23 protein-coding genes and 1 riboswitch are annotated in these 25,561 nt (G+C 70.1%); of the genes, 12 read left to right on the forward strand and 11 right to left on the reverse strand.

Annotation, left to right across the window (positions count from 1 at the left end):
* Positions 1–40 precede the first annotated feature (40 nt).
* Positions 41–430 carry a YciI family protein gene (locus ACH4SP_RS16820; protein WP_398415438.1) on the reverse strand — a complete coding sequence of 130 codons (390 nt, stop codon included), beginning with the start codon at positions 428–430 and terminating at the stop codon, positions 41–43.
* Between the two features lie 117 nt (positions 431–547).
* On the reverse strand, positions 548–1,741 hold the full coding sequence (gene nadA / locus ACH4SP_RS16825; protein WP_398415440.1) for a quinolinate synthase NadA: 1,194 nt from the start codon (positions 1,739–1,741) through the stop codon (positions 548–550).
* 401 nt (positions 1,742–2,142) lie between these two features.
* On the opposite strand from nadA, the gene ACH4SP_RS16830 reads away from it, so the two are divergent.
* Positions 2,143–2,499 carry an iron-sulfur cluster assembly accessory protein gene (locus ACH4SP_RS16830; protein ID WP_266654790.1) on the forward strand — a complete coding sequence of 119 codons (357 nt, stop codon included), beginning with the start codon at positions 2,143–2,145 and terminating at the stop codon, positions 2,497–2,499.
* A 105-nt stretch (positions 2,500–2,604) separates the two neighbouring features.
* Here the strand turns inward: ACH4SP_RS16830 and ACH4SP_RS16835 are convergent, their stop codons facing one another.
* Together ACH4SP_RS16835 and ACH4SP_RS16840 are read right to left on the reverse strand one after the other, a co-directional pair.
* Positions 2,605–4,137 (reverse strand): hypothetical protein, encoded by a 1,533-nt coding sequence (locus tag ACH4SP_RS16835; RefSeq protein WP_398415443.1) that lies wholly within the window; start codon positions 4,135–4,137, stop codon positions 2,605–2,607.
* A gap of 121 nt (positions 4,138–4,258) precedes the next feature.
* Complete coding sequence (locus tag ACH4SP_RS16840; RefSeq protein WP_398415445.1) at positions 4,259–4,501, reverse strand: hypothetical protein; 243 nt, start codon at positions 4,499–4,501, stop codon at positions 4,259–4,261.
* Positions 4,502–4,697: 196 nt separating this feature from the next.
* Between ACH4SP_RS16840 and ACH4SP_RS16845 the strand changes: the two genes are divergently transcribed.
* Positions 4,698–5,672, forward strand: coding sequence for a carbohydrate kinase family protein (locus ACH4SP_RS16845; RefSeq protein ID WP_398415447.1), 975 nt, complete (start codon positions 4,698–4,700; stop codon positions 5,670–5,672).
* 122 nt (positions 5,673–5,794) lie between these two features.
* Here ACH4SP_RS16845 and ACH4SP_RS16850 read toward each other — a convergent pair whose 3' ends face one another.
* Complete coding sequence (locus tag ACH4SP_RS16850) at positions 5,795–7,174, reverse strand: cysteine desulfurase/sulfurtransferase TusA family protein (RefSeq protein ID WP_398415449.1); 1,380 nt, start codon at positions 7,172–7,174, stop codon at positions 5,795–5,797.
* A gap of 300 nt (positions 7,175–7,474) precedes the next feature.
* Here ACH4SP_RS16850 and coxB point away from each other — a divergent pair, with 300 nt between their 5' ends.
* The 4 genes from coxB to ACH4SP_RS16870 all read left to right on the forward strand — a co-directional run bounded on the left by coxB (position 7,475) and on the right by ACH4SP_RS16870 (position 12,008).
* Positions 7,475–8,473, forward strand: coding sequence for a cytochrome c oxidase subunit II (gene coxB / locus ACH4SP_RS16855; protein ID WP_398415451.1), 999 nt, complete (start codon positions 7,475–7,477; stop codon positions 8,471–8,473).
* Positions 8,470–10,212, forward strand: coding sequence for a cytochrome c oxidase subunit I (ctaD, locus tag ACH4SP_RS16860; protein WP_398415453.1), 1,743 nt, complete (start codon positions 8,470–8,472; stop codon positions 10,210–10,212). Before coxB ends, ctaD begins: the two co-directional genes overlap by 4 nt.
* Complete coding sequence (locus ACH4SP_RS16865; RefSeq protein WP_398415455.1) at positions 10,209–10,607, forward strand: cytochrome c oxidase subunit 4; 399 nt, start codon at positions 10,209–10,211, stop codon at positions 10,605–10,607. The genes ctaD and ACH4SP_RS16865 overlap by 4 nt, the downstream gene beginning before the upstream one ends.
* A gap of 147 nt (positions 10,608–10,754) precedes the next feature.
* The gene (locus ACH4SP_RS16870; RefSeq protein WP_398415457.1) at positions 10,755–12,008 is read left to right on the forward strand and encodes an Ig-like domain-containing protein; all 1,254 of its coding nucleotides are present in this window, start codon (positions 10,755–10,757) and stop codon (positions 12,006–12,008) included.
* Positions 12,009–12,123: 115 nt separating this feature from the next.
* On the opposite strand, the gene ACH4SP_RS16875 is transcribed toward ACH4SP_RS16870, so the two are convergent.
* On the reverse strand, positions 12,124–12,543 hold the full coding sequence (locus ACH4SP_RS16875) for a hypothetical protein (RefSeq protein WP_398415458.1): 420 nt from the start codon (positions 12,541–12,543) through the stop codon (positions 12,124–12,126).
* 238 nt (positions 12,544–12,781) lie between these two features.
* On the opposite strand from ACH4SP_RS16875, the gene ACH4SP_RS16880 reads away from it, so the two are divergent.
* From ACH4SP_RS16880 to ACH4SP_RS16905, 6 genes are all read left to right on the forward strand, one after another.
* Complete coding sequence (locus tag ACH4SP_RS16880; protein ID WP_398415460.1) at positions 12,782–13,402, forward strand: heme-copper oxidase subunit III; 621 nt, start codon at positions 12,782–12,784, stop codon at positions 13,400–13,402.
* A gap of 77 nt (positions 13,403–13,479) precedes the next feature.
* Positions 13,480–14,289 (forward strand): c-type cytochrome, encoded by an 810-nt coding sequence (locus ACH4SP_RS16885; protein ID WP_398415461.1) that lies wholly within the window; start codon positions 13,480–13,482, stop codon positions 14,287–14,289.
* Positions 14,286–15,338 (forward strand): Rieske 2Fe-2S domain-containing protein, encoded by a 1,053-nt coding sequence (locus ACH4SP_RS16890; protein ID WP_398415463.1) that lies wholly within the window; start codon positions 14,286–14,288, stop codon positions 15,336–15,338. Before ACH4SP_RS16885 ends, ACH4SP_RS16890 begins: the two co-directional genes overlap by 4 nt.
* Positions 15,335–16,972 (forward strand): cytochrome bc complex cytochrome b subunit, encoded by a 1,638-nt coding sequence (locus ACH4SP_RS16895; protein WP_398415465.1) that lies wholly within the window; start codon positions 15,335–15,337, stop codon positions 16,970–16,972. Before ACH4SP_RS16890 ends, ACH4SP_RS16895 begins: the two co-directional genes overlap by 4 nt.
* Before the next feature lie 155 nt (positions 16,973–17,127).
* Positions 17,128–18,192: an anthranilate phosphoribosyltransferase gene (gene trpD / locus ACH4SP_RS16900; protein ID WP_398415467.1), complete on the forward strand. Its 1,065-nt coding sequence runs from the start codon at positions 17,128–17,130 to the stop codon at positions 18,190–18,192.
* Positions 18,193–18,359: 167 nt separating this feature from the next.
* Positions 18,360–18,477: riboswitch (SAM riboswitch) on the forward strand.
* Between the two features lie 235 nt (positions 18,478–18,712).
* Positions 18,713–20,173: an aminotransferase class V-fold PLP-dependent enzyme gene (locus ACH4SP_RS16905; RefSeq protein WP_398415469.1), complete on the forward strand. Its 1,461-nt coding sequence runs from the start codon at positions 18,713–18,715 to the stop codon at positions 20,171–20,173.
* Here ACH4SP_RS16905 and ACH4SP_RS16910 read toward each other — a convergent pair.
* From ACH4SP_RS16910 to ACH4SP_RS16930, 5 genes are all read right to left on the reverse strand, one after another.
* A complete protein-coding gene (locus tag ACH4SP_RS16910; RefSeq protein WP_398415470.1) occupies positions 20,134–21,345 on the reverse strand; it encodes a glycerate kinase in 1,212 nt (403 codons plus the stop codon). The two genes, ACH4SP_RS16905 and ACH4SP_RS16910, sit on opposite strands and share 40 nt — an antisense overlap.
* A 14-nt stretch (positions 21,346–21,359) precedes the next feature.
* Positions 21,360–22,826 carry an SLC13 family permease gene (locus ACH4SP_RS16915; protein ID WP_398415472.1) on the reverse strand — a complete coding sequence of 489 codons (1,467 nt, stop codon included), beginning with the start codon at positions 22,824–22,826 and terminating at the stop codon, positions 21,360–21,362.
* Between the two features lie 189 nt (positions 22,827–23,015).
* On the reverse strand, positions 23,016–23,675 hold the full coding sequence (locus ACH4SP_RS16920; RefSeq protein WP_398415474.1) for a response regulator transcription factor: 660 nt from the start codon (positions 23,673–23,675) through the stop codon (positions 23,016–23,018).
* Positions 23,672–25,225: an ATP-binding protein gene (locus ACH4SP_RS16925; RefSeq protein WP_398415476.1), complete on the reverse strand. Its 1,554-nt coding sequence runs from the start codon at positions 25,223–25,225 to the stop codon at positions 23,672–23,674. Before ACH4SP_RS16925 ends, ACH4SP_RS16920 begins: the two co-directional genes overlap by 4 nt.
* Positions 25,179–25,478, reverse strand: coding sequence for a small hydrophilic protein (locus tag ACH4SP_RS16930; RefSeq protein ID WP_398415478.1), 300 nt, complete (start codon positions 25,476–25,478; stop codon positions 25,179–25,181). The genes ACH4SP_RS16925 and ACH4SP_RS16930 overlap by 47 nt, the downstream gene beginning before the upstream one ends.
* Between the last annotated feature and the right edge of the window lie 83 nt (positions 25,479–25,561).

Here is a 25,561-nt window from a genome sequence, read left to right on the forward strand (position 1 = left end):
TGGAGGGTGCCCCTTACTCATGTGTGTGACGCGGCGACCGTCAGGCCGTCGGGTCCTCCGGAATCGCGTGCACCTCGACCGGGTCGTTGCCGGGCTTGCCGCCAGGGCCGGGACACGCGGAGGCGCGCGCCGCGATCTCGTACGCCCGCTCCGGGCTCTTGACGTCGACCACCCAGTACCCGGCGAGGATCGGGCCCTGCACGGCCGGTCCTTCGGTGATCTGCGGCTTGCCGTCGGAGCCCGCCCGCACGGTCTTGACCAGCCCAGGCCCGCCGAGCCCGCGCGCCTCGACCATCTCGCCCGCCGAGGTCAGCTCCTGGTTGAGGGCCTCCATGTGGGCGAACATCGCCTGCATGTCGTCCTGGTCGTACGAGGACATGACGCTGTCCCACTGACCGGCGTCCACGTTCATCTGGATCATGTACAGCATGTGCCTGCGCTCCTCGGGCCGAGTCGTTTCGTACGGTGCCGTTTCGTACGGTGCCGTTTCGTACGGTGCTGAAAGGTGGACTGTCCCTTCCAGCGAAACTCATCGGCCCGGGGTCCGCTACGGGAGCGCCAGCATCCGCTCCAGCGCCAGCTTCGCGAAGCTCTCCGTCTCCCGGTCGACCTCGATCCGGTTGACCAGATTGCCCTCGGCCAGCGACTCCAGGGTCCACACCAGGTGGGGGAGGTCGATGCGGTTCATGGTCGAGCAGAAGCAGACCGTCTTGTCGAGGAAGACGATCTCCTTGTCCGGGTGCGCGTTCGCCAGCCGCCGGACCAGGTTCAGCTCGGTGCCTATCGCCCACTTGGAACCGGCCGGGGCCGCGTCCAGGGCCTTGATGATGTACTCCGTCGAACCGACCTCGTCCGCCGCCGCGACGACCTCGTGCTTGCACTCCGGGTGGACCAGGACCCGTACGCCGGGAATCCGGGCCCGTACGTCCTCCACCGACTCCAGCGAGAACCGGCCGTGCACCGAGCAGTGCCCGCGCCACAGGATCATCCTGGCGTTGCGCAGCTGCTCGACGGTCAGGCCGCCGTTCGGCTTGTGCGGGTTGTAGAGCACGCAGTCGTCCAGCGACATCCCCATGTCGCGGACCGCGGTGTTGCGGCCCAGGTGCTGGTCGGGGAGGAAGAGCACCTTCTCGCCCTGCTCGAACGCCCAGTCCAGGGCGCGCTTGGCGTTGGACGAGGTGCAGATGGTGCCGCCGTGCTTGCCGGTGAACGCCTTGATGTCGGCCGAGGAGTTCATGTACGAGACGGGGACGACGGTCTCCGCGAGACCCGCGTCCGTGATCACGTCCCAGCACTCGGCGACCTGCTCGGCGGTGGCCATGTCGGCCATCGAGCAGCCCGCCGCCAGGTCCGGCAGTACGACCTTCTGGTCGTCGGAGGTCAGGATGTCCGCGGACTCGGCCATGAAGTGCACGCCGCAGAAGACGATGTACTCCGCCTCCGGCTTGTTCGCGGCGTCCCGCGCGAGCTTGAAGGAGTCGCCCGTCACGTCGGCGAACTGGATGACCTCGTCGCGCTGGTAGTGGTGGCCGAGCACGAAGACCTTGTCCCCGAGCTTCTCCTTGGCCGCGCGGGCGCGCTCCACCAGGTCCGGGTCGGACGGCGAGGGCAGGTCACCGGGACACTCCACGCCGCGCTCGCTCCTGGGGTCGGCCTCGCGGCCGAGCAGCAGCAGGGCGAGGGGCGACGGCTGGACGTCGAGGTCGATCTGACGGGGCTGGGCGGTGGTCACGACACGCACCCTTTCTGTTCTGCGAGCTGCGAGAGGGGCCCGGGAAAGAAGGAACGAGGGGCCTTTTCGTCGAAATGACGCTATCTATCATAACTGCTTTACGTCACTTTGACGATGCCGATCTCGTCGATTTGACGAATTCCCCGGACGGGTCCCGGGCGGCCCTGGGACGGACCCCTGGACGGGACCCCTGGACGGAGCCCTGGACGGACCCGGGGTGGACCCTGGGCGGACCCGGGGCGGGTCCTGGGCGGTTCCCGGGCGGGTTCCCGTCACACCGCCCACGTCCCCCGAGGGGCGGGGTGTGCGAGCATGAAAGGACAAGACAGACGCTCAGGCCCGGAATGAATCCGCGGCCCCGCCGGTTGCAACCGTCGGCAAGCAGTCCGTACAACCCGGGAGAGATGTAGATGTCCGTTCAGGACGACAAGACCACCGTGAGCGACGGCATTCTCCTGTCCGACGCCGCCGCGGCCAAGGTCAAGGCCCTGCTCGACCAGGAAGGCCGGGACGACCTGGCACTCCGCGTCGCCGTGCAGCCCGGTGGCTGTTCGGGCCTGCGGTACCAGCTCTTCTTCGACGAGCGCTCGCTCGACGGCGACGTCCTCAAGGACTTCGACGGAGTGAAGGTCGTCACCGACCGGATGAGCGCCCCGTACCTGGGCGGTGCCTCCATCGACTTCGTCGACACCATCGAGAAGCAGGGCTTCACGATCGACAACCCGAACGCCACGGGCTCCTGCGCCTGCGGCGACTCGTTCAACTAGCAGGACGACGAAGGCGGTTGCCCCGGGATCCCAGATCCGGGGCAACCGCCTTCGTCATGCGTACGCACGCGGGTACGGGCCGCGCGGACACGGGCCCGGCCGGGCTCAGCCCTTCGGCACGGCCTTCCCGTCCTCGCCCACCACGCTCCGCCCCTCCAGGGGCTTCTCCAGCGTCACCGACTCCGTGAGCTTCTTCGCGAGCGCGATGCAGATCCGCTTCGGGTCCGGATGCGTCTCGACGATCCGCACCTTCACCGAGCCGCCGTCCTCGACCGCCTTCGCCGCGTAGTCGCTGCACACGCCGCCCCAGAAGGTCAGGGAGAGCTTCCGGCCGTCCGTACGGTACGACTCGACATGCCGGTCGGGAGTGGTCCCAGGACCGGCCGTGGGGTCCGTCGAGGGGCCTGCCGTCGGATCGCTCTTCGGCGGCGCGGGCTCCACCAGGAACTTCGGCTCCACCGCCGGGTACGTCACCGTGTACGGCGCCTCGCCGCCCGCCGGAGCCACCCGGAACAGCCAGGACGGCACCAGCATCCGCTGCCCGTCCGCGTACTGCGCGGCCAGGCCGAAGACCGCCGAGCCGACCGTCACCGTCCGCTGCGGCACCTGGCGCGGCTCGCACGGCAGGATCTTCCCCCGCGGAGGCGCGGGCTCCACCGGCTCCACCGCGAGGTCCGTCCCCTTCGTCTCCCTCACCGGTACGGGACCCGTGCAGTCGGTGGTCTTCGGCGGGGTCACGCCCCGCCCGGCCCCGTTGAGCAGCTCCAGGGCCTTCCCCGCGCCCACCACCGGGTACTCGGCGCCCTTGTTGAGGCCCTTCAGCTGCCCGCTGCCGCCCACCACACTGCCGTCGGGCCCGACCGGGATCCCGGTCGTCCAGCCGTACGTCGGCAGCCCGCCGACCACCGGATCCGCGTTGACCACCCGCGCACCGCCCAGCACCTGCCCCGCGTCCAGCTTCGCGTCACCGAGACCCAGCGCCTTCAGTACCGGAGCCGCCGCCTTCTTCGCGGCCGCCTCGTCCACCGGCGTGCCCGACACGCACCGCTTGCCCCGGACGCAGTCGGTGCTGCCCTTCGCCTGCGGTGCGCGCGCGAACGTCCAGGTGCCGGGCGCCCGTTCACTCACCCGCAGCTGACTGCCGGAACCGTCGGGCAGCGCCCCCACCAGCCAGGAACCACCGCTCAGCCGCGGGGCGCCCGAGACGCCGAGCGCCTTCGCCAGCCGGCTCACCTCGTCGGCGCCGACCGCGCCCTGCGCCCGGTACACCGGGGCGGAACCCGGCCCGTCCGGCAGCTTCCCGGCCGCCCGGTACACCACCCGGCCGAAGCCGCCGCCGTTCGGATCGGGCTCACCGGGGGCGATCCCGACGGGACCGCTGCCGGTCGGCCCGGACGACGTACCACCGGAATCCGCGCCGCCGGAACCCGCGTCCGTATGGCCGTTGAGCGCCAGCGGCGGAGGGTTGCCCCCGGGGCCGCCGGGCTCACCGGGGCTGCCCGCGCCGCCGTCGCCCGCGGTGGACGCCCAGTACGCGCCCCCGCCTCCGACCAGCAGCACCGCAGCCGCCACGGAGGCGGCGGCCAGCGGGGACAGCCGTCGACGGGGAGTGGGTCGCGCCTGCTGCTCGCTGCTCACCGGGTTGCTCCTTCGCCTGCGCCCGCGCGGGGCGGCTGATGCGGACGCCCCCTTTACAGGAGACACCGATGGGACGGCGCGAGCGACCTTCCGGTTCCCGGGGCGGCGGCCCCGTCCCCGCTCAGGCCCCGTACTCGGGCATCGCCCCCACCAGCCGCGCAGAGGCCGACGGCACCACGACACCGTGGATCAGCGACGCGGGCACGCTCTCGGCGACGGCCGCGGGCACCGACCAGTGCGCCACCATGCGCGCGCAGTCGCCCCGCAACTGTGCCCACCCGCCGTCCACTTCGACAGAGACGGTGACAGAGGCGGTGCCGGGGGCGGTGACGGTGGCAGCGGTACGGACGATCTGCTTCGGCATGCGAGGAGCTCCCGTGCTCTAGGGGCCCGCCGGATTCGCGGAACCCCGGACTCCTTGCACCGTATGCACCTGCGACCTCACGAAAAAAGCCCTACTATCGGGTAGTTTTGCCTCTTCGGCCGTTCGAGCGCGACCCGGTAGTTTGGGCTGCTGTCATCGTCTTCTTCCGGTCATCACCACAGGGAGCAGCCCCGCCGTGCGTATCGCAGTCACCGGCTCCATCGCCACCGACCACCTCATGACCTTCCCCGGCCGTTTCGCCGACCAACTGGTCGCGGACCAGCTGCACACGGTCTCCCTCTCCTTCCTCGTCGACAACCTCGACGTACGGCGCGGGGGAGTGGGCGCCAACATCTGCTTCGGCATGGGACAGCTCGGCACCAAGCCGATCCTGGTCGGCGCGGCCGGCTCGGACTTCGACGAGTACCGCGCCTGGCTCGACCGCCACGGCGTGGACACCGCCTCCGTCCGGATCTCCGAGGTCCTGCACACGGCCCGCTTCGTGTGCACCACGGACTCCGACCACAACCAGATCGGCTCCTTCTACACGGGCGCGATGAGCGAGGCCCGCCAGATCGAGCTGAAGTCGGTGGCCGACCGCGTCGGCGGCCTGGACCTCGTCCTGATCGGCGCGGACGACCCGGAGGCGATGCTCCGTCACACGGAGGAGTGCCGCTCCCGCACCATCCCCTTCGCCGCCGACTTCTCGCAGCAGATCGCGCGCATGTCGGGCGACGACATCCGCACGCTCCTCGAAGGCGCCACGTACCTCTTCTCCAACGAGTACGAGAAGGGCCTCATCGAGTCGAAGACCGGCTGGACGGACGCCGAGATCCTCGCCAAGGTCGGCCACCGCGTCACCACGCTGGGCTCGCGCGGCGTGCGCATCGAGAAGCTCGGCCTGGACCCGATCGAGGTCGGCGTCCCGGAGGAGGACGCGAAGGTCGACCCGACGGGCGTCGGCGACGCGTTCCGTGCGGGCTTCCTCTCCGGCCTGGCGTGGGGCGTGGGCCTGGAGCGCGCGGCCCAGATCGGCTGCATGCTGGCGACCCTGGTCATCGAGACGCTGGGCACGCAGGAGTACACGCTGAGCCGCGCGGGCTTCATGGAGCGCTTCACCAAGGCGTACGGGGACGAGGCGGCGGCGGAGGTCCGCGGCCACCTGGGCTGACGGCTCACGGGGAAGGGGCGGCCTCGCCGGGGCCGGGCCGGGATGGGCGATCGCGAGCACGTGCGGTCGTGAGGGTGGGGCTCCGAGTGGGGGCCGCCCCCTTGCCCACCCGTCCCGCCCGGCTAGCTCAGGCGGCGCACCACGTATGCCACGCCCCGTTCCCGCGACTCCTCGCCCACGTACTCCTGCCCCCGCATCCCGCACCAGGCCGGGATGTCCAGCCGGGCCGCCGCGTCGTCGGACAGCACCGTCACCGTGCCCCCCACCGGCACGTCCCCGATGACCTTCGCCAGCTCGATCACCGGGATCGGACACCGCTTGCCGAGCGCGTCCACGGTGAGGGTCGCCGAGCCCTTGACGGCAGGGGCCACGGTCGAGACCCCCAGCGACTCCCGCACCCCTCTCACCGCCCCCGGCAGCACCTCCAGGAACTTCTCCACGTCCGACGCCGCCGTCCCCCACGGCAGCGAGACCCGTACGTTCCCCTCCGACAACACCCCCATCGCCCGCAGCACATGGCTCGGCGTCAGGGTGCTGCTCGTGCAGGAGGACCCCGACGACACCGAGAACCCGGCCCCGTCCAGCGCGTGCAACAGGCTCTCCCCGTCCACGTACAGGCACGAGAAGGTCACCAGGTGCGGCAGCCTCCGCACCGCGTCGCCCACCACCTCCACGTCCTCCACCAGCTCCGGCACCCGCACCCGGATCCGCTCCACCAGCCCCCGCAGCCGCTCGCCCTCCTCAGCGGCCTCCGCCCGCACCGCCCGCAGCGAGGCCGCGGCGGCCACGATCGCGGGCAGGTTCACGAAGCCGGGCGAGCGCCCGGCCTCCCGCTCGTCGCCCACCCCCTGCGGCGCGTACCTGACCCCCTTGCGCACCACCAGCAGCCCGACCCCGGCAGGACCGCCCCACTTGTGCGCACTCGCGGTGAGCAGCGACCACGGCCCCCGGACCTGCTCCCACCCCAGCGACTGCGCCGCGTCCACCAGCAGCGGCACACCCACCTCCCGGCACTGCTGTGCGACTTCCGCCACCGGCTGGACCGTGCCGACCTCGTGGTTGGCCGACTGCAGACAGGCCAGCGCCGTGTCCGTGCCCACCTCGCGCACGAAATCGGCGACGTCGACCGCCCCGTCGCGCCCCACCCTCACCTCGCTCGCCGACCCGCCGTCCGCCACATGGGCCGCCGCCGAATGGAGTACGGACGAGTGCTCGACCGCGGAGGTGACCAGGTGGCGGCCGACACGCCGACGCGCCGCGAGGGTTCCGGCAATTCCCGCGTGCACGGCGTGCGTTCCCGAAGGGGTGAAAACGAGCTCGTCGGGGCGGCACCCGACGGCCTCGGCCGCGGCCTCCCGCGCGGCGTCCAGGAGCAGGGCGGCCCGCCGCCCCTCCCGGTACAGGCGGGCCGGATCGGCCCAGCCCTCGTCCAGCGAGGCAAGCAGCGCCTGGCGGGCAACGGGGTGCAGGGGGGCGGCGGAAGCGGCGTCGAAGTAGGGCACCCGGCCACGCTAGCCGCCGCCCGCGCCCGGCCCCGTACCGCCATCGGGGGAGGGGTCGTCAGATCCCGGGCGGAGGCAGGGGTTCCGTCCGCCGCGCACCGGTGGGCCGCGGCGGGACCACCCCTTCGGGGTGGGGCGCGGCGCGTTGGGCACCCTCCCCGCGCGACCCCAAATAGCGTCCAGTAGGGTTTGGTCCGCATAAACATCCAAACCCCTGCCCGCGTCAGGGCCGGCGACCGACCGAGTTAAGACGGCCGCAGCCAACTACACGCGCGGGCGAGACTCTCGGGAAGGCGCTACGTGAGTCCCAACGGCTCCGACCGCTCGTCGCGGCGCCCGATGCGGCGGAAGCTGCTCCAGGTGCTGACCGCGGGCGTGGTCCTGGCGACCGCCTCTGGTTGCTCGTACACATGGGAGGACTTCCCCCGTCTGGGGATGCCCACCCCGGTAACGGAAGAGGCGCCGCGGATCCTCTCCCTCTGGCAGGGCTCGTGGGCGGCAGCGCTCGTCACGGGCGTGCTGGTGTGGGGCCTGATCCTGTGGAGTGTCATCTTCCACAGGCGCAGCCGCACCAAGGTCGAGGTACCTCCGCAGACTCGTTACAACATGCCCATCGAGGCGTTGTACACGGTCGCCCCGCTCATCATCGTCTCGGTGCTGTTCTACTTCACCGCCCGTGACGAATCGAAGCTCCTGCATCTCGTCGAGAAGCCGACCCACACGATCAATGTGGTCGGCTATCAGTGGAGCTGGGGCTTCAACTACGTCGAGGACGTGGACGACAACAAGTCCACCGGTCTGAAGACCGACCCCAAGACCAAGCTGAAGACCGGCGTTCCCAAGGAACTCGGCGCGATCCCGGACAAGTACACGAAGCAGTTCCCGGACGGCGCCGACGGCGTCTACGAGTACGGCATCCCCGGCACCCGTAGCCCCGACACCGGCAACCCCGGCCCCACGCTGTGGCTGCCCAAGGGCGAGCGGGTCCGGTTCGTGCTCACCTCGCGCGAGACGATCCACTCCTTCTGGGTGGTGCCGTTCCTCATGAAGCAGGACGTCATCCCGGGCCACACCAACGCCTTCGAGGTGACGCCCAACAAGGAGGGCGTCTTCATGGGCAAGTGCGCGGAACTCTGCGGCGTGGACCACTCCCGGATGCTCTTCAACGTCAAGGTCGTCTCTCCTGAGGAGTACAAGCAGCACCTCAAGGACCTGAAGGAGAAGGGCCAGACCGGCTACATCCCGGCCGGCATTGAGCTGACCGACCCGGCCCGGAATGCGGAGACGAACAAACTGTGAGCATCCTCAACGAACCCAAGGGTGCCGCGGCAGCAGTCGACTCGTACGAGAACGAGCTGCCGGTACGGCGCAAGGAGCCGGGAAACATTGTGATCAAGTGGCTCACCACCACTGACCACAAGACCATCGGCTCGATGTACCTCATCACGTCGTTCGTGTTCTTCATCGTCGGCGGACTGATGGCGCTCTTCATGCGCGCCGAGCTCGCTCGTCCCGGCACGCAGATCATGTCGAACGAGCAGTTCAACCAGGCGTTCACGATGCACGGCACGATCATGCTGCTGATGTTCGCGACGCCGCTGTTCGCCGGATTCGCCAACTGGATCATGCCGCTGCAGATCGGTGCGCCCGACGTGGCGTTCCCGCGGCTGAACATGTTCGCGTACTGGCTGTACCTCTTCGGCTCGATCATCGCGGTGGCCGGCTTCCTCACCCCGCAGGGTGCGGCCGACTTCGGCTGGTTCGCCTACTCCCCGCTGTCGGACGCGGTCCGCTCGCCGGGTGTCGGCGCCGATATGTGGATCATGGGTCTGGCCTTCTCCGGCTTCGGCACGATCCTCGGTTCGGTCAACTTCATCACCACGATCATCTGCATGCGCGCGCCCGGCATGACGATGTTCCGCATGCCGATCTTCACCTGGAACGTGCTGCTGACCGGTGTGCTGGTCCTGCTCGCCTTCCCGGTGCTGGCCGCCGCGCTGTTCGCCCTGGAGGCGGACCGTAAATTCGGTGCGCATATCTTCGACGCGGCCAATGGCGGCGCGATTCTATGGCAACACCTCTTCTGGTTCTTCGGCCATCCAGAGGTGTACATCATTGCTCTGCCATTCTTCGGAATCATTTCCGAAGTGATCCCGGTCTTCAGCCGCAAGCCGATGTTCGGCTACATCGGTCTGATCGCCGCGACCATCGCGATCGCCGGTCTTTCGGTCACCGTCTGGGCCCACCACATGTATGTGACGGGCGGCGTGCTGTTGCCGTTCTTCTCCTTCATGACGTTCCTCATCGCAGTGCCGACAGGTGTGAAGTTCTTCAACTGGATCGGCACGATGTGGAAGGGCTCACTGTCCTTCGAGACACCGATGCTCTGGGCCGTCGGCTTCCTGATCACCTTCACCTTCGGTGGTCTGACCGGCGTCATCCTGGCCTCGCCCCCGATGGACTTCCACGTCTCCGACTCGTACTTCGTCGTCGCGCACTTCCACTACGTCATCTTCGGCACCGTGGTCTTCGCGATGTTCTCCGGATTCCACTTCTGGTGGCCGAAGTTCACCGGCAAGATGCTGGACGAGCGGCTCGGCAAGATCACCTTCTGGACGCTGTTCGTGGGCTTCCACGGCACGTTCCTGGTGCAGCACTGGCTCGGGGCCGAGGGCATGGCGCGTCGTTACGCGGACTACCTCGACGCCGACGGCTTCACCGCGCTGAACACGATCTCGACCATCAGCTCCTTCCTGCTGGGTCTGTCGATGCTCCCGTTCTTCTACAACGTGTGGAAGACCGCGAAGTACGGCAAGAAGATCGAGGTCGACGACCCCTGGGGCTACGGCCGCTCTCTTGAGTGGGCCACCTCCTGCCCGCCGCCGCGGCACAACTTCCTCACGCTGCCGCGCATCCGGTCGGAATCCCCGGCGTTCGACCTGCACCACCCGGAGATCTCCGCGATCGACCAGCTGGAGAACCACCGGGACAACGGCATCGAGTCGCTCGCCCTCAGCGCGAAGGAGACGGGCAAGTGAAGATTCAAGGCTGGCTGTTCATCTGGCTGAGCGTTTTCATCCTGATCATGGCCGGCGTGTACGGCGTGTGGTCGAAGGAGCCCGCGGGCACCACGGCGCTCGTCCTGGCCTTCGGGCTGAGCCTGATGATCGGCTTCTACCTGGCCTTCACGGCCAAGCGGGCCGACGCCATGGCCCAGGACAACAAGCAGGCCGACGTCGCGGACGAGGCCGGCGAGCTGGGCTTCTTCGCCCCGCACAGCTGGCAGCCGCTCGCGCTGGGCATCGGCGGCGCGTTCGCCTTCCTGGCGATCGCGATCGGCTGGTGGCTGCTGTTCTTCTCGCTGCCGCTGATCCTGATCGGGCTGTTCGGCTGGGTCTTCGAGTTCTACCGCGGTGAGAACCGCACGCAGTAAGGCACGGCGGAGGCCGCCCTTCCGGCGGTACCTCTTCGAGGGGCCCGTACACCTGGATACGTCCAGGTGTACGGGCCCCTCATTCGTTTGCAGTCACTTGGGGCCTGCCAACGCGCCCGAACTGACGATGATTCATATCGTGTGATCATGAGCCACGCACCCCGCACCCGGACGGTCCTGAGCTGCACCCTGCTGATCGCCTCCCTCGGGGCGGGGCTGACCGCATGCGGCGAACCCCAGGGCAGTCCGCTCTCCTCGACGCCGTACGACGCGGCGCGGCAGATCTCCTTCAACGGGACGCCGGGCAGTACCGACGCCGACCCGGAGAAGCCTCTTGAGGTGACGGCGACCGGCAACGAGGGCCGGATCACCGACGTCACCGCCGCGGACGCCGCAGGACGCCAGGTGGCGGGCGAACTCTCCGCCGACGGGTCCCGCTGGCACTCCACCGCTCCGCTGGCCGCAGGGGCCCAGTACACGGTCCGGGTCAGCACCGAGGACCTGGAGGGCGCCCCCGGCGTGCGCAGGCTCAGCTTCCAGACCGCCCCCGGCAAGAAGAAGCTGAAGGTCACCTTCGGCCCCGACGCGGGCAAGTACGGCGTCGGACAGCCCCTCACCGCCGAACTCAGCGAGAAGGTCAAGGACCCGCGCGCCAGGGCGGTCGTCGAGCGCGCCCTCAAGGTCGACTCGAAGCCCGCGGTCGAGGGCGCCTGGTACTGGGTGGAGGACAACCTCCTGCACTACCGCCCGCGTTCCTACTGGCCCGTCAGGGCCACCGTCAGGGCGTACAGCAACCTGGAGGGCATCAAGGTCGCCAAGGACCTGTACGGGGCCGCGTCGGCGCCCCTGCGGATCAACATCGGCGACAGGATCGAGGCCGTCACCGACGCCTCGTCGCACTACATGACGGTCAAGCGCAACGGCGAAGTGATCAACACCATTCCGGTGACCACGGGCAAGCCCGGCTACTCCACCCGCAACGGCGTCAAGGTCGTACTGGGCAAGGAGTACTTCGTACGGATGCGCGGCACCAGCATCGGGATCCCGACCGGCACCAGCGACTCCTACGACCTGCCGGTCTACTACGCGACCCGGGTCACCTGGAGCGGCGAGTACGTGCACGCCGCGCCCTGGTCCGTCGGCTCCCAGGGCTACGCCAACGTCAGCCACGGCTGCACGGGCATGTCCACCGGCAACGCCGCCTGGTTCTACGAGACCGTCACCGAGGGCGACATCGTCAAGGTCGTCGGCAGCTGGGGCGAGGAGATGGACCCCTTCGGCAACGGCTTCGGGGACTGGAACATCCCCTGGAAGAAGTGGCGCAAGGGCAGCGCCCTGCTCGCCTCCACCGAGGAGCAGCGCGACCGCGTCTACGCCCCCCGCCTGCGCCCGCAGGTCTGAGCGGGGCCAGGGGGGAGCGGGGAGACGGCGGGTGACCTCGGGGCCGTACGGCGGGAGTTCGGGCCCCTGTGGGCGCGGTCAGGGCCGCTGCGGGCGCAGTTCAGGCACCGACCGGTCAGGCCCTGACCGGCTTGGCGGTGCCCGCGAGGCGGTCGCGCAGCAGGCCCGCCAGGGCGGCGGCGAACCCGACCGGCTCGACGGGGAGCGTCACCGCCGCCTCCGCACGGCTCCAGGTGGCCAGCCAGGCGTCCTGCGGACGCCCCATCAGGAGCAGTACGGGCGGGCAGTCGAAGACCTCGTCCTTGATCTGCCGGCAGACGCCCATGCCGCCGGCCGGGACGGACTCGCCGTCCAGCACGCACACGTCGATGCCGCCCGCCTCCAGCGCCTTCAGGACGGCCGGCAGCGTGGCGCACTCCAGGAACTCGACCGGCGGTACGTCGGCGGCCGGCCTGCGACCGGCCGCGAGGCGCACCTGCTCGCGGGTGTTGGCGTCGTCGCTGTAGACCAGCACCGTTGCGGTCGGCTGCTGCATGGTTCCTCCGTGACGTCCGGTTGCGCGGTGATCTGCGCTGTGATCTCGGGGATTTCGGGGTTTTCAGGGCTCTACAGGCGGCCGGCCGGGCCGGTTCCGATGCGCGGATGCTACTCCGTCGCACCCCTCGTCCACACCGGTTCGTACGGTCCTTCGATGGGCCGTTCGGGCAGGACACACCCTCTTGACACTCCGAACGGCACCCCCCGGGGTGAGGGCGGGATAAGCGACCGACATAATGTCGGTCGTGGCGACAGCAACGACAGTAGATACCGGGCACGCGCACCCGTCGGTCAATCGGCCGAACCTCACCAGCGTCGGAACCATCATCTGGTTGAGTTCCGAGCTGATGTTCTTCGCGGCCCTCTTCGCGATGTACTTCACCCTGCGATCGGTGACGGGTCCCGAGTTCTGGGCGGAAAAGGCCTCGGCCTTGAACTTTCCGTTCTCGCTGACCAATACCTCGATCCTGGTGCTCTCCTCCCTCACCTGTCAGCTCGGCGTCTTTGCCGCCGAGCGGGGCGATGTGAAGAAGCTCAGGACGTGGTTCATCATCACGTTCGTGATGGGTGCGATCTTCATCGGCGGCCAGGTGTACGAGTACACCGAGCTGGTCAAGCACGAGGGCCTCTCGCTCTCGTCGGACGCTTACGGCTCGGTGTTCTACCTGACGACCGGCTTCCACGGACTGCACGTGACAGGCGGTCTCATCGCCTTCCTGCTGGTCCTCGGCCGGACGTACGCCGCCAAGAGGTTCACCCACGAGCAGGCGACAGCCGCCATCGTCGTGTCCTATTACTGGCACTTCGTCGATGTCGTCTGGATCGGCCTGTTCGCCACGATCTACATGATCAAGTAATCCGGGCGCACCAAGCTGGGCCCGGGCCCGAAACACTTCCCGCATCGACGCAGAAGATCCTGACACCGGGGTAATCCGTGAAAAAGCTCTCCGCACGACGACGCCATCCGCTGGCGGCGGTCGTCGTCCTACTCCTCGCGCTGGCGGCCACTGGGGGGCTGTACGCCGCGCTTGCGCCCGCGGGCAAGGCGCAGGCCGACGACACCTCCCAGTCCCTCGCCATTGAGGAGGGCAAGAAGCTCTACGCCGTTGGCTGCGCAAGCTGCCACGGAACCGGCGGTCAGGGCACCACCGACGGTCCCTCCCTCGTGGGCGTGGGCTCCGCCGCTGTGGACTTCCAGGTCGGCACCGGCCGCATGCCGGCGCAGCAGCCCGGCGCGCAGGTGCCGAAGAAGAAGGTCATCTACACGCAGGCGCAGATCGATCAGCTCGCCGCGTACGTGGCCTCCCTCGGCGCCGGCCCGATCACGCCGACCGAAAGCCAGACCAACCCCGACGGCGCAGACGTCGGCAAGGGTGGCGAACTGTTCCGCACCAACTGCGCGCAGTGCCACAACTTCACTGGTGAGGGTGGCGCCCTGACGCACGGCAAGTTCGCTCCGCCTCTGACGGACGTCTCGCCGAAGCACCTCTACGAGGCCATGCAGACCGGCCCGCAGAACATGCCCTCCTTCCCGGACAGCACCATGCCGGAGAAGGAGAAGAAGGACATCATCGCGTACGTCAAGGCCGTGAACGGCGAAGAGACCCCGAGCCCCGGCGGCTTCGGACTGGGCAATCTCGGCCCGGTCAGTGAGGGTCTGTTCGCCTGGATCTTCGGTCTGGGTGCGCTCATCGCAGTTGCCGTCTGGGTCGCGGCCCACACCGCTAAGGCCAAGAAGTCATGAGTAGCCAAGAGAATCCAGAAGAGGCCCTGCCTGCTGAGCAGGGCGACGCGCACGGTGAGGTAGCGCGCCAGGACGATCCGTTCGCGGACCCGGGCCTGCCCGCGCACAAGCCGCGTATCCAGGACATCGACGAGCGCGCGGCCAAGCGGTCCGAGCGTGTGGTCGCGTTCCTGTTCACGCTGTCCATGCTGGCCACGGTGGCCTTCATCGCCTCCTTCGTGGCGTTCCCGATCGACAAGATCGTGTACGTCTGGCCGCTGGGCCACGTGAGCGCGCTGAACCTCTCGCTCGGCCTGACGCTCGGCATCGCACTCTTCTGCATCGGCGCGGGCGCGGTCCACTGGGCCCGCACCCTGATGTCCGACGTCGAGGTGGCCGACGAGCGCCACCCGATCGCGGCCGAGCCCGAGGTCAAGGCCAAGGTCATGGCCGACTTCAAGGCCGGCGCCCAGGAGTCCGCGATCGGCCGTCGCAAGCTGATCCGCACCACGATGTTCGGCGCACTGGCCCTGGTGCCGCTGTCCGGCGTCGTCCTGCTGCGCGACCTCGGTCCGCTGCCGGAGAAGAAGCTCCGCGAGACGCTCTGGGCGAAGGGCAAGCTGCTCATCAACCAGAACACGATGGAGCCGCTGCGCGCCGAGGACGTCGTCGTGGGTTCGCTCACCTTCGCCATGCCGGAAGGCCTGAAGGAGAGCGACCACGAGTTCAACACCGAGATCGCCAAGGCCGCCCTGATGATCGTCCGCATCCAGCCGGACGAGATCAAGGACAAGCAGCAGCGCGAGTGGGCGCACGAGGGCATCGTCGCGTACTCGAAGATCTGCACCCACGTGGGTTGCCCGATCAGCCTGTACGAGCAGCAGACGCACCACGTGCTCTGCCCGTGCCACCAGTCCACCTTCGACCTCTCCGACGGCGCCCGTGTCATCTTCGGCCCGGCCGGTCACGCCCTGCCGCAGCTGCGGATCGGCGTGAATGACGAGGGTTACCTCGAAGCGCTGGGCGACTTCGAAGAGCCCGTCGGTCCTTCGTTCTGGGAGCGCGGATGAGTACTGCGACGACAACCGATGCCAAGCCGCAGCAGAAGGCGCCCGCCGGTGAGCGGGTCGCCGACTGGGCGGACGGACGGCTGGGGATCTACTCCCTCGCCAAGTCCAACATGCGCAAGATCTTCCCGGACCACTGGTCCTTCATGCTCGGCGAGATCTGCATGTACAGCTTCATCATCATCATCCTCACGGGTGTGTATCTGACGCTGTTCTTCCACCCGTCCATGAACGAGATCGTGTACCACGGGTCGTACGCCCCGATGCACGGCATCCGCATGACGGAGGCCTACGCGTCGACGCTGGACATCAGCTTCGACGTCCGTGGCGGTCTGCTGATCCGGCAGATCCACCACTGGGGCGCGCTGATCTTCCTCGCGGCGATGTTCGTGCACATGATGCGCGTCTTCTTCACGGGTGCCTTCCGCAAGCCGCGCGAGGTCAACTGGCTGTTCGGCTTCCTGCTGTTCGTCCTGGGCATGTTCACCGGCTTCACCGGTTACTCGCTCCCGGACGACCTGCTGTCGGGCACCGGTGTCCGCTTCACGCAGGGCGCGATCCTGTCCGTGCCGGTCGTCGGCACGTACATCTCGATGTTCCTGTTCGGCGGAGAGTTCCCTGGCCACGACATGGTCGCCAGGTTCTACTCGGTCCACATCCTGTTGTTGCCGGGCATCATGCTCGGCCTGATGGTGGCTCACCTGATCCTGGTCTTCTACCACAAGCACACCCAGTTCGCGGGCCCCGGCCGGACGAACAAGAACGTCGTCGGCATGCCGCTGCTGCCGGTCTACATGGCCAAGGCCGGAGGCTTCTTCTTCCTGGTCTTCGGCGTCATCGCGGTCATCGCGGCGGCGTTCACGATCAACCCGGTCTGGGCGCTCGGCCCGTACCGTCCGGACCAGGTGTCCACCGGCGCCCAGCCCGACTGGTACATGGGCTTCGCCGAGGGTCTGGTGCGTGTCATGCCGGGCTGGGAGATCAACCTCTGGGGCCACACACTGGTCCTGGGCGTGTTCATCCCGCTGACGCTCTTCGGTCTGATCCTCGCCGCCATCGCGGTGTGGCCGTTCCTGGAGTCCTGGGTCACCGGGGACAAGCGCGAGCACCACATCGCGCAGCGTCCGCGCAACAGCCCGACCCGCACCGGGTTCGGCGTCGCCTGGATCACGGTGTACTTCATCGGCCTCGTCGGCGGTGGAAACGACCTGTGGGCCACGCACTTCCACCTGTCGCTCAACTCGATCAGCTGGTTCGTGCGCATCGGCTTCTTCGTCGGTCCGGTCCTCGCGTTCATCATCACCAAGCGGATCTGCCTGGGTCTCCAGCGCAGGGACGCCGAGAAGGTGCTGCACGGGCGTGAATCCGGCATCATCAAGCGGCTGCCGCACGGCGAGTTCATCGAGGTGCACGAGCCCCTCAACCAGAACCAGCTGCACACGCTCACGGCGCACGAGCAGTACGCGCCGGCCGAGATCGGTCCCGAGGTGGACGAGAACGGCGTCGAGCGCAAGGTGGGCGCCACCCAGAAGCTGCGCGCCAAGCTCAGCAAGGGCATGTACGGCGAGGGCAACCAGATCGCCAAGCCCACCGCCGAGGAGTACAAGGAGATCACCAGCGGCCACGGCCACCACTGATCACCTGAACCGGTTCTGACCGAACCGTACTGTTCGCCACGGCAAGAGCCCCGTCCGTACCCCGGACGGGGCTCTTCGCCGTCCGCGGGGCTGGATAGGGTGTTCCCATCCCTTACCGGCTGCCCTCAGTGGCACATGGACTCCTGGAGCGGACCATGAACGTTGTGACCCCAGTTGGCGGCGACAGCGTGGCGGCCCGCAGCTGGCCGGGCATCCTGAACCTCCTGCTGCGCGGCGAGAACCTCGGTGTGGACGACACGGCCTGGGCGATGGACCGCATCATGACCGGCGAGGCCACCGACGCGCAGATCGCCGGATTCGCGGTCGCGCTGCGCGCCAAGGGCGAGACGGTCGAGGAAGTCACCGGACTGGTACGGGCGATGTACACGCACGCCCGCACCATCGAGGTGCCGGGCCCCAGCGTCGACATCGTCGGCACGGGCGGCGACCTCGCCAAGACCGTCAACATCTCCACCATGTCGGCCGTCGTCATCGCCGGCACGGGCGCCAAGGTCGTCAAGCACGGCAACCGGGCCTCGTCGTCGGCGAGCGGCTCCTCCGACGTGCTGGAGAAGCTCGGCGTCAATCTGGACCTGACGCCGCGCCGGGTGGTGGAGGTCGCCGAGGAGGCGGGCATCACCTTCTGCTTCGCCGTGAAGTTCCACCCCGCGCTGCGGTACGCGGCCAAGGCCCGCAAGGAGCTCGGCGCGCAGACCACCTTCAACATCCTGGGCCCGCTCACCAACCCGGCCCAGGTGCGCGCCCAGGCGGTCGGCGTGGCCGACGCCCGGATGGCCCCGATCGTGGCCGGCGTGCTCGCCGAGCGGGGGAACTCCGCGCTCGTCTTCCGCGGCGACGACGGCCTCGACGAGCTGACCACCACCGCGACCTCGCGGGTCTGGATCGTCCGGGACGGGACCGTCCGGGAGCAGGCCTTCGACCCGCGCGACGTGGGCCTGGAGCTCGTCCCCGTGGAGGCGCTGCGCGGTGCGGACGCCTCGTACAACGCGGACGTCGCGCGCAGGCTCCTGGCGGGGGAGAAGGGCCCGGTGCGGGACGCGGTGCTGCTCAACACGGCGGCGGCGCTGGTCGCCCTGAACCCGGGCGGCGGCTCGCTGAACGAGGAGATCGCGGCCGGCATCGAGCGGGCCCGCGAGTCCCTCGACTCCGGGGGCGCGCAGCGGGCGCTGGAGCGGTGGGTGGCGGCCAGCAACGCCTGACACCTCCGGCCGGGTACGCGCGCGTATGTGTCCGGCGGATACGCGTGTGTGTGTCCGGCGGGTACGCGTGTGTGTGCCCGGCAGGCACGTGGGTGTGACGCAGAGCGCAGTCCAGAATTCGGACTGCGCTCTTGCGCGTTGTTGATCGTGTGGCAGGATGCTGCACAGGTCATGAGTGACAGCGACTACGGCCCCGGCCCGCTGTCCGGCAACCCTCCGTCCGTGGCGGGGTGCCCCGGGTGAAGACCAGGTCGTAGGCAGCGAGGTCTACGGCAAGCGCGGACCCCTGCGCACTCTTTTCGGAGTGGCGCGCCCCTGGGGTCCTGGTCCTCAAGGGAGCAGTCTCGTGAGCAAGCGAATGCGATAGGGCCTTCGGCCCCGTTCCACCTTCACCTCCGTACGGCCGTCGTCTGCGACGGCCGCGCGTTGAGGCAACTCCCGTACGGTGCACGGCCGTTGAGCCGTCGTACCCGCGGGCCTTCTGAAGCCATTCCGCCTTGTCCTGCCCAGGAGTTTCGTCATGCCCGCATCGCCCGTCGCCAGCGCCACCACCGCTTCCGCCACCGCCGTCTCCGGCACTGCCGCTTCCGTCGCCGAGTCCGCCGACCCCTGCTGCGCCGCGCCGCTGCCCGTCCTCGGCCGGGACGTGGCCGTGCCGCTCGTCACCGGCGGCGAGGTCGGCTACGCGGCCCTCGACTACGCCGCCAGCGCGCCGGCCCTGCAGCGGGTGTGGGACGACGTCGCCGCGTACGCCCCGTACTACGGCAGTGTGCACCGCGGTGCCGGGTACCTGTCGCAGCTCTCCACGGACCTCTTCGAGAACAGCCGGGCGACGGTCGCCGAGTTCCTCGACTGCCGCGACGGCGACCAGGTGGTCTTCACCCGTTCGACGACCGACTCGCTGAACCTGCTGTCGGCCGTACTGCCCGCCGACTGCCAGGTGTTCGTCTTCGAGACCGAGCACCACGCGTCGCTGCTGCCCTGGCAGGACGCCAAGGTGACGTACCTGAACGCGCCGCGGACCCCGGCGCAGGCCGTCGAGACGCTGGAGCGGGCACTCGCCGACCGCGACCCTTCCCCAAGCTCTCAGCTTCGTTCGAGCAGGGGAGGCCCCACTGGCCCGGCGCTGGTCTGCGTGACGGGCGCGTCGAACGTCACCGGTGAGATCTGGCCGGTGAAGGAGCTGGCGGCGGCCGCCCACGCCCACGGTGCGCGGATCGTGCTCGACGCGGCGCAGCTGGCGCCCCACCACCCGGTCTCCGTAAGGGAGTTGGACGTCGACTGGGTCGCCTTCTCCGGGCACAAGCTGTACGCGCCGTTCGGCTCAGGAGTCCTCGCGGGCCGGGCCGACTGGCTGCAGGCGGCCGAGCCGTACCTGGCAGGCGGCGGGGCGTCGAAGAAGGTCGCACGGCGTACGGACGGCGGCGTGGACGTCGAGTGGCACACCACCGCCGCTCGCCACGAGGCCGGTTCGCCGAACGTCATCGGCGTCTACTCGATCGCCTCCGCCTGCAAGGCGCTCACCGAGGCCGGGTTCGACTCGCTGGTCGAGCGCGAGCAGGCGCTGGTGCGCAAGGTGCGCGAGGGGCTCGCCGAGGTCGGTGCGGTGAAGGTGCTGTCGCTGTTCGGCGACGACGCGCCCCGGGTCGGCGTCATCTCGTTCGTGGTGGACGGCTGGAACAGCTCGCACTTCGCCGCCGCGCTCTCCGCCGAGTACGGGATCGGCGTGCGGGACGGCCTGTTCTGCGCCCACCCGCTGGTCCGTACGCTGCTCGGCAGCGACCCGCAGGACCCGGGCGAGTGCGGCGCGCCGGAGGCCGAGCCGGGCGAGCGCTCCCTGAACGCCATCCGGGTCAGCTTCGGAGCGGGCACGCCGGACGAGCACGTGGAGCGTTTCGTACGGGCGGTCAAGGAGCTCGTCGAGAACGGTGCGCAGTGGAACTACCGCACCGAGGACGGGCGTTGCGTCCCGGCGGTCTGAGGGAGTCGTTCTCGTCGGCGGGCGGTGCGCGCGCCCAGCTGGATCATCCGCAGGGCCCGCTCGGTCGCGTCGGTGAGGAACTCGCCGCCCCGGCCGAGGGCCTCGGTCAGCGACACGGGTGCGGGCAGGATCGCGCTGTACGCGTCCGCGCCGACCGCCCTGATCTCGTGCGCGCCCTCGCCGATGGTGCCCGCCAGGACCAGGACCGGACGCCCCAACTCCCGTGACCTGCGCGCCACTTCGGCAGGCACCTTGCCGCGCGGGGTCTGGTGGTCGAGGGCACCCTCGGCGGTGATGACCAGGTCGGCGCGGGCGAGGCGGGCGTCCAGGTCGAGGTGGTCCAGGAGTACGTCGAAGCGGGGCAGGAGCCGGGCGCCGAGTGCGGCGAGGCCCGCTCCGAGGCCGCCGGAAGCGCCGGTGCCGGGGCCGTGGCGCAGGTCGGCGGTCGTGGCGAGGTCGCGCTCCAGGACGTACGCCCAGTGTTCCAGGCCCGTGGAGAGCGCCTCGATCTGCGGCGGGGTGGCTCCCTTCTGCGGGCCGAAGACGCGGGCGACGCCGTGCGGGCCGCACAGGATGTTGTGCGGGTTGCAGGCCACCAGGAGTTCGGTGACGGCCAGGCGGGGGTCGAGGCCGGTGGCGTCGATGCGGTGGAGGCGGCTCAACGCGCTTCCACCGTACGGGAGTTCCTCGCCCCTGCTGTCGAGGAGGCGTGCGCCCAGGGCCTGGAGTGCGCCGGCGCCCCCGTCCGACGTACCGGAGTCGCCGCAGCCGACGAGGACGCGGCGCGCGCCGTGGTCGAGGGCGGCGCGGACGAGCTCTCCGACGCCGAACGTGGTGGTGGCGCCGGGGTCGCGCAGGGAGCGCGGCACCAGGGAGAGCCCCGCCACGGCGGCCATTTCGACCACGGCGGTGGCGTTGTCGAGGAGTGCGAAGTGGGTGCCGACCTGCTCGCCCGTCGGGCCGGTTGCGGGCAGGGCGACGAGGCGTCCGCCGGGGGTGGCGGCGGCGAGGGTACGGGCGGTGCCCTCACCGCCGTCGACCAGGGGGATCAGGTCGAGTGCGGCGTGCGGGAGCACCTTGCGCACTCCGGCGGCGATGGCTTCGGCGGCGGCCTCGGCGGACAGGGACTCCTTGAAGCCGCTGGGGGCGATGGTGACATGACGTACCGGCACGGGAACTCCAGGGTTCAGCGGGTGGGGAGCAGGACGGGCACGCCGAGCAGCGGCCAGACGACGAGCGCGAACAGCAGCACCGTCGCGGCGGTCAGCGGGGCCAGTACGGCGGAGAGTCTCAGCAGGTCGCGCGGGGTGTAGGTCGGTGTGCCCGGGATGTCGGCGAAGAGCGTGACGGGCTTCGCCGAGGCCGGGAGGGTGTGACAGAAACCGGCGGCGGCCGTGGAGGCGAGGGCGGCGGCCACCGGGTTCACCCCGGCGGTGACGGCCGCCGCGACCACCAGCGGGACGAGGACGCTGGAGCGTGCCGAGCGGGACTGGAGCATCAGGTGCGCGGCGGTGCTGACGACGACGACCGCGGTCAGGAACGCCCAGGGCGGGAAGCCGGCCAGCGGGAGGTTCGACATCAGCCAGTGGGCGGCGCCCGACTGGGAGAGGGCCACCCCCATCGCCATCGTCGCCGCCATGAAGAGGAGCAGCGACCACGGGACGGTCGTCAGCGCCTCTTTGAGGCGTACGGTGCCGAGCGCGGGGGAGGCGGCGACGACCGCGCCGATCAACGCGACGACGGCGGGCGGGACCTGGTGCAGGGGCTCGCTGCACCACAGGAGGACGACGGTTCCGAGCAGGGCGGCACAGCGGGCCTCGGACGGCGTGAGGGGGCCGGTGACGGGGCGGTCGCTGTGCTGCTGTATCTGCGCAGGGGTGATCGCCGCGGGGATGCGGCGGTCCTCGCGGCGGGTGGTGAGGAGGAGCACGGCCTCGGCGGCGAGGTGGGACGAGACGACGGCCAGCGGCAGCCCGAGGAGCAGCCACTGGGTGAACCCGATGCGCTCGCCGGTCGCCTCCCAGAGCACCGACACGGTGATCAGGTGCGCGCCCGCGCCGATCAGGGTGGCCACGGCGGAGAGCAGGATCACCGTCGGGAAGAGCAGCGCCAGCATGACGACGACACGGCGGCGGTCGGCCAGGGCCTTGGCGAGGGCCAGGAACACGGGCAGGGCGAGCGCGGCCCGCCCCGACGTCGCGGGCACGGCGAAGGCGGTGACGACGAGAGCGGCGGTGCTGAGGTGCACGAGCTGACGCACCGAACGCGCCCCGCCGACCAGGAACGCGGCGGCACGCCCTGCGAGACCGGTGCGGGTGACGGCGGCGGCCAGTACGAACGCGCAGATCAGCAGCCAGACGGTCTCGTTGCCGAGCGTCCCGAAGAGGGTCTCGCTGCCGATCACCCCGGTGACGGTGAGCGCGAGCCCGGCGCCGAGCGCGATGTACGTGTCGTCGACGGGGGTGGCGATCCAGGCGGCGGTGGCGAGGACGAAGACGAGGAGGGTGATGCGGGCGTTGGCGGAGAGCGAGGGGGTGAGGGAGGGGAGGGCGAGGGGGACGCAGAGGGTGAGGGTGAGGAGGAGGGTGGCGTAGTGGTGGACGGAGGGGGCGCGGTGGGGCCGAGTCGAGGGCGGACTGGTTGTCGGGGTCACGGGACCGAGTCTCGTGAGGGTGGGTGAGGGGGCGGTGAGGGGGCGATGAAGGGGACTTCATGTGGGGGCGGGGGGCTGGGCGGGGGTGTAGGCGGGCGGTCGCGGAGGGGCGTGCCGCGGTGGGGGCCGCCCCCTTGCCCACCCGTTCCGCCCCCGGGGGGCGGCCCCGCTGCCCAAGAGGGCTAGGTGCTACGGCAGTCGGTAGCCCATTCCCCGTACCGTCTCCACCCGCTCCGCCCCCAGCTTCTTTCGTAGGGCGCGGACGTACACGTCCACGATGTTCGAGCCTGGGTCGAAGTCGTACCCCCACACATGGGACAGGATCTGTTCCCGTGACAGGACCTGGCCCGGGTGGCGCAGGAAGAGTTCGAGCAGGACGAATTCACGGGCCGTCAGGTCCACCGTCCGGTCGGCCGCCCGTGCCCGCCGCGTCCGCAGGTCCAGCGAGAGGGCCCCGCTCCGCAGCACCGTCACCTCCGGCACGCGTGCCGCCGTGCGCAGCCGCAGCCGCACCCTGGCCAGGAGTTCCTCGAAGCGGAAGGGCTTGGTCATCCAGTCGTCGGCGCCGCCTTCGAGACCGGCGACCGTGTCCCGTACCGAGTCCCGTGCCGTCAGTACGATGACGGGGGCCGTCACCTGCGCCTCCCGCATCTCCCGCAGCACGGTGAACCCGTCCCGGCCGGGCAGCCCGATGTCCAGCAGGACCAGGTCGAAGCCGCCCGTACAGGCGTAGTCGTACGCCGTGTCGCCGTCGGCGGCGACCGTCGTCGTGAAGCCGTTGGCGCGCAGGCCCTTCTCGACGAAGGACGCGATGCGTTCCTCGTCCTCGACGATGAGGATGCGGTTCATGAGGCGTTCGATGTCCCTTCCGGTACGGGGGCCGAAGCGGCCACGGGGTCCAGTACGAGGGCGAAGGTCGCGCCCCCGCCCTCCGTCGGCCGCAGTTCCGCCCGGCCCTGATGTCCTTCGGCGATCGCCTTGACGATGGACAGGCCCAGGCCCGCCCCGGTCGCCCGGGTGCCGCGCCTGGCCGTGCCGCGCCGGAACCGGTCGAAGATCACCGCCGCGTCCTGCGGCTGCACCCCCGGCCCGCTGTCCGCGACGTACAACTCGATCCGCGCACCGCCACCGGGCAGGACCTTCTCGCGCGAGCCGACGCTGATCCGGCTGCCCCGCGCCGTGTGCTGCACCGCGTTCTGCGCGAGCTGCACCATGGCCTGGGTGATCCGCTGCGGGTCCAACAGGGCTTCCCTGTCGGCCACTTCGGCCAGTGTCCAGTCCCGCTCGCCCAGCGCCCGCGCCTTCACGAACACGTCCGCCGTCAGCTCCGCGACCTGCACCGGCTCCGGTGCGACGAAGTCGGGGCGCTCCGCCTTCGCGAGCAGCAGCAGGTCCTCGACGATGCGGCTCATCCGGTCGAGCTCCTCGGTGACCAGGCGGACCGTCTCCTCGCGCTCCGCCGGGTCGTCGCCCATCAGCTCCAGGTGCCCTCGCACGATCGTGATGGGGGTGCGCAGCTCGTGGCCCGCGTCGTCGACGAACTCGCGCTGCGCGGCGAACGCCCGCTCCAGCCGGTCCAGCATCCCGTTGAAGGTCTCCGCCAGGGCCGCGATGTCGTCGCGGCCCTGCACCGGGATGCGCCGGGTGAGGTCCTGCTCGGTGAGCTGCGCGGCCGTCGTACGGACCAGGCGGACCGGAGCGAGTATCCGGCCCGCGACCGCCCAGCCGATGCCGGTCGTCATCAGCAGCGCCACCCCGGAGATGGCGAGGAGGGTACGGAACACCACGTCGGCGACGGCCCGTTCGCGCCCGGTGTGGAAGGCGACCACGAAGGCGCCCTCGGTGGGGCCGCCCCTGCCGACCGAGATCGGCACCTTCGCCCAGGCGATCTCCCCGTCGGCGCGCTCCAGCGTCCCCGAGGCGGCGCCGGAGGCGAAGATCTCGGTCAGGGACGCCGAGTCCTGGTGCAGCGCGGTGCCCGGCGGGAAGTCGCGGGGCTGGCGCAGGACGCGCGGGCGGGGTCCTGGAACGCGGGTGAGTCCGAGGAGCTCCTCGTCCGGGTCGGAGTACTGGCGCTGCAGGAAGACCTTGAGCAGCTGCTCGGTGTCCGTGAAGGGTCCGCCCGTCTCCGGATCGACGCCCTGCGCCACGAAGTTCGCGAACTCCCGCGTCTCCTGGGTGAGCAGCTGGCTGATCCGTCCGTCCACGTCGCGCAGCAGTATGGACCGGGTGGTCGTCGCGACGGCGCCCAGCGCCACCGCCATCACCAGCAGCAGCCACAGCAGGATGCGTACGCGCGCGGAGACGCGGAGCCCGCCGCTGCCGGGGCCGGCCGCCCCGCCGCGGCCGGGTTCAGTTGCCGTCGTCACCGGGACGCTCGCCCCTGTCGTCGAGGTCATCGTCGTCGTCCCCGGTCGCCGACGGCCCCGGTACGACGGCGTCCCCCACGGGGGAGTGCGACGGTGTGCCGGAGGGCGCGGCGGGAGAGGGGGAGGACGGGCGCGGGGTGGCCGCGGGCCCCGTGGTCAGCTCGACCTTGGGCGGCACCTTCGGTGCCTGGGGGGCGTCGGTCAGTGCGTAGCTCGTCGCCGCGATGCCCAGCGGTATCGCGACGACGGCGGCGAGGGTCGCCAAGCGGTGGGAGAAGGCCATGGTCCGAGCCTGGCAGCCGCCGGGCCTCCCGCACATGAGGGCCGGATGAAGAACCCTTCATGTACGGGACGGAGGCGTCGGTC

The organism is Streptomyces sp. NPDC021093, from assembly GCF_044333135.1.
Lineage (GTDB): Bacteria > Actinomycetota > Actinomycetes > Streptomycetales > Streptomycetaceae > Streptomyces.